The organism is Kitasatospora sp. NPDC059599, assembly GCF_042735125.1.
Taxonomy (GTDB): Bacteria; Actinomycetota; Actinomycetes; order Streptomycetales; family Streptomycetaceae; genus Kitasatospora.
Genome location: NZ_JBHWCL010000236.1, coordinates 1 through 9971, shown reverse-complemented (window position 1 = coordinate 9971; position 9971 = coordinate 1). Strand labels below are relative to the sequence as shown.

6 protein-coding genes are annotated in these 9971 nt (G+C 74.4%); 1 reads left to right on the top strand and 5 read right to left on the bottom strand.

From position 1 onward, the window contains the following. Positions 1 to 105: 105 nt before the first annotated feature. Positions 106 to 1518, bottom strand: coding sequence for a proline--tRNA ligase (gene proS, locus ACFV04_RS42150; protein ID WP_380348744.1), 1413 nt, complete (start codon positions 1516 to 1518; stop codon positions 106 to 108). 217 nt (positions 1519 to 1735) lie between these two features. Between proS and ACFV04_RS42145 the strand changes: the two genes are divergently transcribed. After that, the gene (locus tag ACFV04_RS42145; RefSeq protein ID WP_360262059.1) at positions 1736 to 2560 is read left to right on the top strand and encodes a methyltransferase domain-containing protein; all 825 of its coding nucleotides are present in this window, start codon (positions 1736 to 1738) and stop codon (positions 2558 to 2560) included. Between the two features lie 52 nt (positions 2561 to 2612). On the opposite strand, the gene ftsH is transcribed toward ACFV04_RS42145, so the two are convergent. The 4 genes from ftsH to ACFV04_RS42125 form a co-directional block, all read right to left on the bottom strand. Continuing rightward, entirely contained in the window at positions 2613 to 4718 is a 2106-nt protein-coding gene (gene ftsH, locus ACFV04_RS42140) for an ATP-dependent zinc metalloprotease FtsH (protein WP_380536401.1), read from the bottom strand. A 93-nt stretch (positions 4719 to 4811) separates the two neighbouring features. Then, positions 4812 to 5336 (bottom strand): GNAT family protein, encoded by a 525-nt coding sequence (locus ACFV04_RS42135; protein WP_360262057.1) that lies wholly within the window; start codon positions 5334 to 5336, stop codon positions 4812 to 4814. Positions 5337 to 5570: 234 nt separating this feature from the next. Then, positions 5571 to 7136, bottom strand: coding sequence for a signal recognition particle protein (gene ffh, locus ACFV04_RS42130; RefSeq protein ID WP_360262093.1), 1566 nt, complete (start codon positions 7134 to 7136; stop codon positions 5571 to 5573). Between the two features lie 191 nt (positions 7137 to 7327). Then, positions 7328 to 9784: a [protein-PII] uridylyltransferase gene (locus ACFV04_RS42125; protein WP_380536400.1), complete on the bottom strand. Its 2457-nt coding sequence runs from the start codon at positions 9782 to 9784 to the stop codon at positions 7328 to 7330. Positions 9785 to 9971 lie beyond the last annotated feature (187 nt).

The window sequence follows — 9971 nt, the reverse complement described above, 5'->3', positions numbered from 1 at the left end:
GGTTGGGGTCGCGCCGGGGGGCCCCCCCGGGGCCCTGCCCGCTCCTGGGGTGGGGGCGGGGCCGGGTACCCCGGACCCCGCCCCCCCCCCCGCCGGGAGCCGGCGTCAGTACGCGCGGGCGACGATCGCGATGTTGCCGTCCTGGTCGTCCGTCGCCGGTACCGAACCGTCGGCCGCGACGATGCAGCGCACCGTGACGCCCTGCTCGGCCAGCTTGGCCTCGCCCTCGGCGCCGAGGTCGGCCCAGGAGATCCGGCCCCAGCCGGTCGCGGCGGCCTCGACGGCCTCGTCGAGGGTCTTGACCTCGACCGTGCGGGACTCGCGGCGCTCGCGGGACTGGCGCAGCAGCAGCGCCTGGTCCTCCTCCAGGACGCCCGGGAGCAGCTCGGCCAGGGCGTCGATGGAGACCGGCTCCTTGCCGCCCGGGATGCGGCGGGCCAGCATCGCGGTGCCGTTCTCCAGGTCGCGCGGGCCGACCTCGATGCGCAGCGGAACGCCCTTGAGCTCCCAGTCGACGGCACGGCGGCCGAACGGGGTGTCGGTGCGGTCGTCGACCACGACGCGGATGCCGACGGCCTCCAGCCGGGCGCCGATCTCGCGGACCTTGGCGATGACCGCGTCGTCGCCCTTGATCGCGAGCACGACGGCCTGGACGGCGGCCAGGCGCGGGGGGACCCGCAGGCCGTTGTCGTCGCCGTGGGACATGATCAGGCCGCCGACCATGCGGGTCGAGACGCCCCAGGAGGTCTGCCAGACGTGCTCGCGCTCGGCGCCCTGCAGCTGGTAGGTGGTGTTGAACGCCTTGGCGAAGTTCTGGCCCAGCTCGTGACTGGTGCCCATCTGCAGCGCCTTGCCGTCGCCCATCATGGCCTCGAGGGTGAGGGTGTTGATGGCGCCGGCGAAGCGCTCCTTGGCGGTCTTGCGGCCGAGCACGACGTCGATGCCGAGCACGTTGGTCATGAAGTCGCCGTAGACCTGGGTGTGGATCATCGACGCGTAGTCACGGGCGTCCTCGTACGTGGCGTGGGCGGTGTGGCCCTCCTGCCAGAGGAACTCGGTGGTGCGCAGGAAGACGCGCGGGCGGAGCTCCCAACGGACCACGTTGGCCCACTGGTTGATCAGCAGGGGCAGGTCGCGGTGGCTCTGCACCCACTTCGAGAAGTACTCGTTGATGATCGTCTCGGAGGTGGGCCGGACGACGACCGGCTCCTCCAGCTGCTTGCCGCCGCCGTGGGTGACCACCGCGAGTTCGGGTGCGAAGCCCTCGACGTGCTCCGCTTCCTTGGTCAGGTAGGACTGCGGGATGAACATCGGGAAGTAGGCGTTCTGCGCGCCGGCCTTCTTGATCCGGGCGTCCATCTCCTGCTGCATCCGCTCCCACAGGCCGTAGCCGTACGGTCGGATGACCATGGTGCCGCGCACCGGACCGTTGTCGGCCAGCTCGGCCTTGTTGATGAGGTCCTGGTACCAGCGCGGGAAGTCTTCCGCCTGAGGGGTGAGAACGGGTGCCTTAGCCATGGGGCGAATGGTACGGGGAGCGACCCCCTGACTTCGAATCGGTATCACACCCTCGGCGGGTGCCGGACTGGCCGCAGGACGGGGGGCGCACCACCGCGACACGCGCGCACCACCCTGCACCCCTCTGGACGCCGGGCCCGACCCGCTGTTCGCTGGAGTGGGGCGGGACTTTGGGGGAGCCGTAGCAGCACACCGAAGGACCGGATGGGAGGCCGCGATGGCTTCAGCTCGGACGACCGGCACGACCGTACGACCGACCGGCGCACGCGCGCACCACCCGCAGGCAGGGGCCGACGGTCCCGCGCGGGCGCGCGACTGGGCGGAGATCCAGGAACGCATGCTGGTGCCGCTCTACGAGGCGGTCCACGACCGGCTGGAGGTCGGCCCGGCGAGCAGCGTGCTCGGCCTGGGCTGCCGGTCCGGGTTGGCGCTGCTGCTCGCCGCCGGGCGGGGCGCGCAGGTCGCCGGGCAGGAGCCGCGGGACGAACTGCGCGAGCTGGCCCGCGGCCGTCGGCTGCGGGTGTGCGCCGGGTCCCGGCCGACGGCGGCCGTCCCCCGGTCGGCCCATTCGCTGGTGACGGTTTTCGAGCAGTTGCCCGGTGCCGCCGATCCCGGCCGGGTGGTGGCCGAGGCGGCCCGGCTGACCCTCCCGGGCGGGCACGTGGTGCTCGCCGCCTGGGGCCCGCCGGAACGCTGCGAGAGCGCCGCGGTGCTGGACGTGGCCCGGCGGATGGCGGGCCGCACGACCGCGCGCGACCCGTTCGAGCTGAGCGCACCGGGAGCGCTGGAGGACCTGCTCGGCCCGGCCGGCCTGCGCCCGGCCGGCAGCGGCCGGGTGAGCTGCCCGTTCGCGTACGCGGACCTCGACAGCGCGGTGCGCGGCCTGCTCTCCACCGGCCTGTTCGAGGCGGCCGAGGAGTTCTCCGGCGCCTCGCTGGTGGCCAAGGAGCTGGAGGAGGCGCTGCAGCCGTACCTGCGCGCGGACGGCTCGGTGCGGATGGAGAACCTGTTCCGCTACCTGGTCGCCGAGCGGCCGCGCTAGAAACGCCGACCGGGGGCGCCCGCCACTGTGGCGGGCGCCCCCGGCGACGGGTTCACGCCTGGTCGAGCGGCTTCCCTCCCGGGCCGCCCTCCGAACCGGCCGGACCAGCCGGACCAGCCGAAGCGCCCGGACCACCCGGACCAGCCGAAGCGCCCGGATCACCCGGACCGCGCTTGGAGCCGCCGGGCGCACCGGACCCGTCGGAACCCCCGGAAGCGCCCCCGGAAGCGCCCTCGGCGGCCTCCTCGACGGCACCCTCGCGCGGCACCCCCGCCGCCCGGTACGCCTGCTCCTCGTCCAGCGTCTCCGCCTCCAGCAGCGCCGCCGCCAGCGCGTCCAGCCGGTGCCGCTGCTCGGTCAGCAGCCGCACGGCGTCGTCGTAGCACTCGGAGACGATCCGCCGGGCCTCCTCGTCCACCGCGTCCAGCGTGGTCGGCGCGGCGGAGAGCCCGTACGCGCCCTGCGGGTCGGAGGGCACCGCGGTGAGCCGCCCGACCCGCTCGCTCATCCCCCAGCGTCCGGCCATCCCGCGGGCGATGTTGGTGACCTGCTCCAGGTCGCTCTCCGCACCGGTGGTGATCACCCCGTAGACCACCTGCTCGGCCGCCATGCCGCCGAGCGCGCCGATGATCCGGCCGCGCAGGTAGGGCTCGGTGTACGAGTAGCGGTCGTTCTCGGGCGTGGAGAGGGTGACGCCGAGTGCCCGGCCGCGCGGCACGATGGTGATCTTGCGGACCGGGTCCGCGCCGGGCTGCAGCATGCCCAGCAGCGCGTGCCCGCTCTCGTGGTACGCGGTTCGCTCGCGCTCCTCCTGCGGCATGACCAGGGGCCGCACGGCGCCCAGCTGGACCTTCTCCAGGGCGTCCGAGAGGTCCCGCTCGTTGACCGCGTCCTGGTCGCGCTTGACCGCCAGCAGGGCGGCCTCGTTGACCAGGTTGGCGAGTTCGGCGCCGGTCATCCCCGGGGTGACCTTGGCCAGCTGCCGGAGGTCGGTGCCCCCGGCGAGCGGGACGGTGCGGGTGTGGATGCCCAGGATCGCGGCGCGGCCTTCCCGGTCGGGCGGGCTGACGGTGATCCGCCGGTCGAAGCGGCCGGGGCGCAGCAGCGCCGGGTCGAGCACGTCCGACCGGTTGGTCGCGGCGATCACGATGACGCCCTCGGAGCCGGAGAAGCCGTCCATCTCGGTGAGGATCTGGTTGAGCGTCTGCTCGCGCTCGTCGTGGCCGCCCATGCCGCCGCCCGCGCCGCGCTGGCGTCCGATGGTGTCGATCTCGTCGATGAAGATGATCGCCGGGGCGACCTTGCGGGCCTCGGCGAAGAGCTCGCGGACCCGGCTGGCGCCGACGCCGACGATCATCTCGATGAACTCGGAGGCGGAGGCGGAGAAGAACGGCACGTCCGCCTCGCCGGCCACGGCCCGGGCCAGCAGGGTCTTGCCGGTGCCGGGCGGCCCGCTCAGCAGCACGCCTCGCGGCATCTTGGCGCCGAGCCTGCGGTACCGGTCGGGGTTCTTCAAGTAGTCGACGACCTCGGTGAGTTCGGCCTCGACCTCGTCGATGCCGGCCACGTCGGCGAAGGTGGTGCGCTTGCCCTGGTCGGCGGTGACCGGCTTGGGCGGCGTCTTGCGTCCGAGCGGCCCGGCGCCGAGGCCGCCGGCCATCCGGCGGGCGAGCAGCACCCAGATGAAGATCAGCAGCAGCATCGGGGCGAGCGACAGCAGCAGGTTGGTGAGGAAGCTGCGCTGCTGGACCGGCGAGGTCGCGGTGACCTCGACGCCCTGCTGCTGCAGCGTGGCCCACAGGTTGTCGTTCGCGAAGGAGGGGCGCTGGGTGTCGAACTCGGTGTAGTCGCCCTTGCCGCCGTCCGGTTTGGGCTGGGCGGTCTTGAGGGTGCCCTCGATCGCGTCGCCCTTGGCGTAGATCTTGGTGATGTTGCCCTTGTTCAGCTGGTTGTTGAACTCGGTGTACGAGATCGTGGTGGCGCCCTCGTTGCCGAAGAAGGACAGCAGCACGTCGGAGATCAGGAACACCACGAGGGCGGTGAGGACGAGACCGGTCCAGCCGCCGGGCATCCGACGGCGGGGCGGTGTCGGGGGCGGGGCACCCTCGGAACGCCAGGGCTGGTCGGGGGTCTGACGCGGCGGCACGGGTTCGGTCACGCGTCGGACGATACGGACAGGCACTCGGGCGGGCCAACCGCAACGCCGCGCCCGGGCACCCGTACGGCCCCGCGGGACGCCTCCCACCAGCGGCTATGCCGAAGCGCCGGGCCACTCCTCGGCGGTCAGGGCGAACCGCTCGTGGTCGCGCCAGTCGCCCTGCAGGAACAGCATCCGCGGCGAGAAGCCCTCGTGCCGGAAGCCCAGTCGCTTGGCCATCGCGACCGAGCGCTCGTTGTCCGGCTGCACGTTGATCTCCAGCCGGTGCAGCCCCAGGCCGCCGGCCGACTGCGGGGCGAAGCAGCGGTCCAGGACCAGCCGCATGCCCTCGGTCATCCGCCCGGTTCCGGCGAACGGCAGGTACGCGTCGTAGCCCAGCGTCGCGTTGCAGAACCGGCTCATCACGATGTTGGCGACGTTCACCTTGCCGACCAGCCCGCCGGTCTTCCCGTCGAGGATCAGGAAGGTGCGCAGGCCGGCGCCCTGGCGTTCCAGCAGCTCGGGCAGCCCGTCGGGCTCGACCGGGTTCCACCGTCCGATGTGGTCGGCGGACCGCCGTACCGCCTCGGCGTACGCGACCGCGTCCTCGGTCCTCGGGGCCCTGATCATCACTCGCATGCCCCCATCATCGGACACGCGATCGGCCCGCCGCCCGGAAACACCGGACGACGGGCCGACCGACATCGGTCAAGCGGGTCGCGGACGGTCCCCCCGTGGGGACCGGACGAACGGGCACCGGGGCCGGGGCACCGCGACCGGGCGCCGTCGGGCACCACGACCGGACCGCGGCCGACGAGCACCGCAACCGGACCGCGGCCGACGAGCACCGCGACCGGGCGCGACGGCCGAGGACTACAGCAGGTCCTTGAACTCCTTGGGCAGTTCGAAGTCGGCCGGGCCCTTGCCCGCGCCGAGGCCGAACGCCCCGCCGTCCGCCGCGTCCTGGCCGGCGCCGGGGCCGAGCGCACGGCGCTCGGCGGCCGCGGCCTCCTCCTGCGCCCGCTTCAGCGGGTTGCCGCTCTTGCGCTTGCCCTTGGCCTGCGGGGCCTTCTTGCCGGACTTCTTCGAGCCGCCGCCCATGCCGGGGATCCCCGGCATGCCGGGCATGCCCTTGCCGGAGGCCATCGCGGACATCATCTTGCGGGCGTCGAAGAACCGCTCGACCAGGTTCTTGACCTCGCCGACCTGGACGCCGGAGCCCTTGGCGATGCGGGCCCGGCGGGAGCCGTTGATCAGCTCCGGTTCGGCGCGCTCGGCCGGGGTCATCGACTTGATGATCGCGCCGACCCGGTTGACGTCCTTGTCGTCGATGTTGTTGATCTGCTCGCGGATCTGGCCCATGCCGGGCAGCATGCCGAGCAGCTTGGAGATCGAGCCCATCTTCTGGACCTGCTCCAGCTGCGACAGGAAGTCGTCCAGCGTGAACTGCTTCGGGCCGCCGCGCAGCTTGGCGGCGATCTTCTCCGCCTCGGCCTGCGAGAAGGTCTGCTCGGCCTTCTCGATCAGCGAGAGGACGTCACCCATGCCGAGGATGCGCGAGGCCATCCGGTCCGGGTGGAAGGCGTCGAAGTCGTCGACCTTCTCGCCGTTGGAGGCGAACATGATCTGTCGGCCGGTGACGTGCGCGACCGAGAGCGCGGCACCGCCGCGGGCGTCGCCGTCGAGCTTGGAGAGCACGACGCCGGTGAAGTCCACGCCGTCGAGGAAGGCCTGCGCGGTGGTGACCGCGTCCTGGCCGATCATCGCGTCGACGACGAACAGGACCTCGTCCGGGTTCACCGCGGCGCGGATGTCGGCGGCCTGCTGCATCAGCTCGGAGTCGATGCCCAGGCGGCCGGCGGTGTCGACGATGACGACGTCGTACTGCTTCTGCTTGGCGTACTCGATCGAGTCCTCGGCCACCTGCACCGGGTCGCCGACGCCGTTGCCCGGCTGGGGGCCGTAGAAGGCCACGCCGGCACGCTCGGCGACCACCTGGAGCTGGTTGACCGCGTTGGGGCGCTGGAGGTCGCAGGCGACCAGCAGCGGCGTGTGCTTCTGCTTCTTCAGCCAGTGGCCGAGCTTTCCCGCGAGGGTGGTCTTACCGGCACCCTGCAGACCGGCGAGCATGATGACCGTCGGGCCGTTCTTGGCGAACCGCACCCGACGGGTCTCGCCACCGAGGATCGCGATGAGCTCCTCGTTGACGATCTTGATGATCTGCTGCGCCGGGTTCAGCGCGCCGGAGACCTCGATCCCGAGCGCCCGCTCCTTGACCTGCTTGATGAAGGCCCGGACGACCGGCAGCGCGACATCCGCCTCCAGCAGCGCGATGCGGATCTCGCGGGCCGTGGCGTCGATGTCCGCCTCGCTCAGGCGGCCCTTGCCCCGAAGGTTCTTGAACGTCGCTGCGAGGCGATCGGAAAGGGTGTCGAACACGTCGTCGCGGGTCCTCTGCGGCATCGGTATCGGTACGGTCGTCGTCCCCCAGGGTATCCGGCCGCCCCGGGTATGGTCTCCACCCCTGCGCCCGGAGCTCCTCCGCCCCTGCGCCGGGAGCCCCTCCCCGCCTGTGCCCCGGAGCCCTCCGCCCCTGGTCGCGGCCTTCCCGGCCCGGCTCCCGGGGCCGTTCAGCCCAGCGCCGCCCGGACCGCGGCCGCCACCTCCCCGGCCCGCCCGGCGTCCAGCGGACGGCCGTGCGCGTCGGTCAGGTAGAAGGAGTCGACGGCCTCCGCGCCCAGGGTGGAGACGTGCGCGGTGCGCACCCGCACGCCCGCCCCGTCCAGCGCCCGGCCGATCCGGTGCAGCAGGCCGGGGGCGTCGTGCGCGCGGACCTCCAGCACGGTCGCGGTCGCCGAGGCCACCGCCGGCGCCACCGCGACCACCGGCGGCGGGGTCGGGATGCCCTTGCGGCGCGGGGCGGCGGCGTCCCGTTCGGCGAGGCGCCGCTCGACGTCCAGCGAGCCGTCCAGCGCCCGGCGCAGGTCGGCCCGCAGCCGGGCCGCCTCCGGCAGCTCGCCGAACTCGGCGGCCACCCGCCAGGACAGCAGCAGGACCGGACCGGCACCGACCGGGTCCAGCTCGCGCAGCCCGGCCGAGCGGACGGCAAGCCGGTGCAGGGCGAGCACCCCGGCGGCGGTGCCGAGCAGCCCCGGGCGGTCCGGGACGGCCAGGGTCAGCTCGACGCCCATCGGTTCGGTGCCCGGGTCCGTCCCGGCGGCCTGGGCGCGCAGCGAGAGCGCCGGCTCACCGGTGCGGGCGGCCTCGACGGCGAGGCGCTCCTGCTCGGCGGTCGGCGCCGCCTCCACGGGCGCCGTGGCCGCCCCGGCCAGCCGGTCGGCCGCCCGGGCCACCAGCCCGTCCACCAGTGAGGCCCGCCAGCCGCTCCACGCGGCCGGGCCGGTGGCCAGTGCGTCCGCTTCGGTGAGCGCGTGCAGCAGCTCCAGTTCCGGCAGGGTGGTGACCGCCTTGGTGATCGCCTCGACGGTGGCCGGGTCGTCCGGGTCGCGCCGGGTCGCGGTGTCGACCAGGGTCAGGTGGTGGCGGACCAGTACCGCCAGGGTCTCGGTGTCCTCGGGGCCGAAGCCCATCCGGGGGGCGAGGTCGCGGACGATCACCTCGCCGGCCTCGCTGTGGTCCCCGGGCCAGCCCTTGCCGATGTCGTGCAGCAGCGCGGCGACCAGCAGCAGGTCCGGCCGGGCCACCCGGCGGGTCATCGCGGCGGCCCGCACCGCCGTCTCGACCAGGTGCCGGTCGACCGTCCAGCGGTGCACGGCGTTGCGCTGCGGACGGCAGCGCACCCGCTCCCAGTCCGGCAGCAGCCGGGTGACCAGCCCCTCCGCCTCCAGCGCCTCCCACACCGGGACGGCCGCCTCCCCCGCGCCCATCAGGGTGACCAGCTGCTCGCGCGCCTCGTCCGGCCAGGGCACCGGCAGCGGACGGCACTCGGCCGCCAGCCGGCGCACGGTCGCGTACGAGACGGTCAGCCCGTTCTGCGCGGCGGCGGCCGCGGCGCGCAGCGGCAGCACGGGGTCGGCGGCCGGTCGGGCGCCCTGGGCCAGCACCGCCTCGCCGTCCTGCTCGACCACGCCGTCGGCGAGCGGGCGGCGCTCGACCGTGCCCCGGGCCACCGCGCCCGTGCCGCGGCCGGCTCCGGTGAACGGTGCGGTGAAGGGCCCGGTGAACGGGAAGGCTCGGCGCGCCGGCCGGCGTCCCCGGCCGGTCCGGGCGGCGAGTACCCGGTCCACCGCCCGCCAGGTGACGTCGCTCGCGTACGCGATGGTCCGGGCGGCCTCGTAGACCTGGCGCAGCAGGGTGTCGGCGTCCAGCACGCCGAGCCGCTCGGCGACCTGGTCCTGGTCCTGGAGGCTGAGCCGCTCGGTGGCCCGGCCGGTGACCAGGTGCAGCGCGTCGCGCACGTCGGAGAGCCGCAGCGCGGCGGCGTCCAGGCCGTCCCGGGGCGCGTCGGCCAGCCAGGTGGCGGCGACGGCGTCGAGCGCGACCACGTCGCGCAGGCCGCCCCGGGCCTCCTTGAGGTCGGGTTCCAGCAGGAAGGACAGCTCGCCGTGCCGTTCGGCCCGCTCGCGGCCCAGCTCGCGCAGCTCGGGCAGGCGTGCGGGGGCGCTCGCGCGCCAGTCGGTGAACACCGCGGCGCGCAGCTCCGCGGTGAGCGCCGGGTCGCCGGCGAGGTGGCGGGCGTCCAGCAGGCCGAGCTGGGCCTTGAGGTCGGCGGCGGCGACCTTCCTGGCCTCGGCCACGGTGCGCACCGAGTGGTCGAGCTTGGCGCCCGCGTCCCAGACCGGGTACCAGATCCGCTCGGGCAGTTCGCGGGTGATCGGGCCGTCGTGCAGCAGCAGGACGTCCAGGTCGCTGCGCGGGGACAGCTCGCCGCGCCCGTACCCGCCGACGGCGACCAGCGCGACGCCGGGCGGGGCGCCGGCGGCGTCGAGCAGCCCGGACAGCCAGTCGTCGGTGAGCCGGGCGAGCTCCTCCCGGCGCGGGCGGCCCACCGGGCCGGGGTCGGCGATCAGCGCGGCCCGGGCGGCGGCGGGGTCGGCGGGGTCGGAAGGCCTGGTCTCGGTGGTCATGCGCTGGGTCCCGTCCGTCGTGCGGCTGGGCCGTGCCGGGTGCGCCGCGGATGCGGCGCCCCCGGTTCGGCCGAGCGGGGTACGCCGTCGGCGGGCCCGCGCTCCCGAGGGGGTGCGGGCCCCCCCGCCGGGGGGGGGGAAACGGGGCCCGGCCCCCCACCACCCGTGCGAACCCCACCGCCGTGTC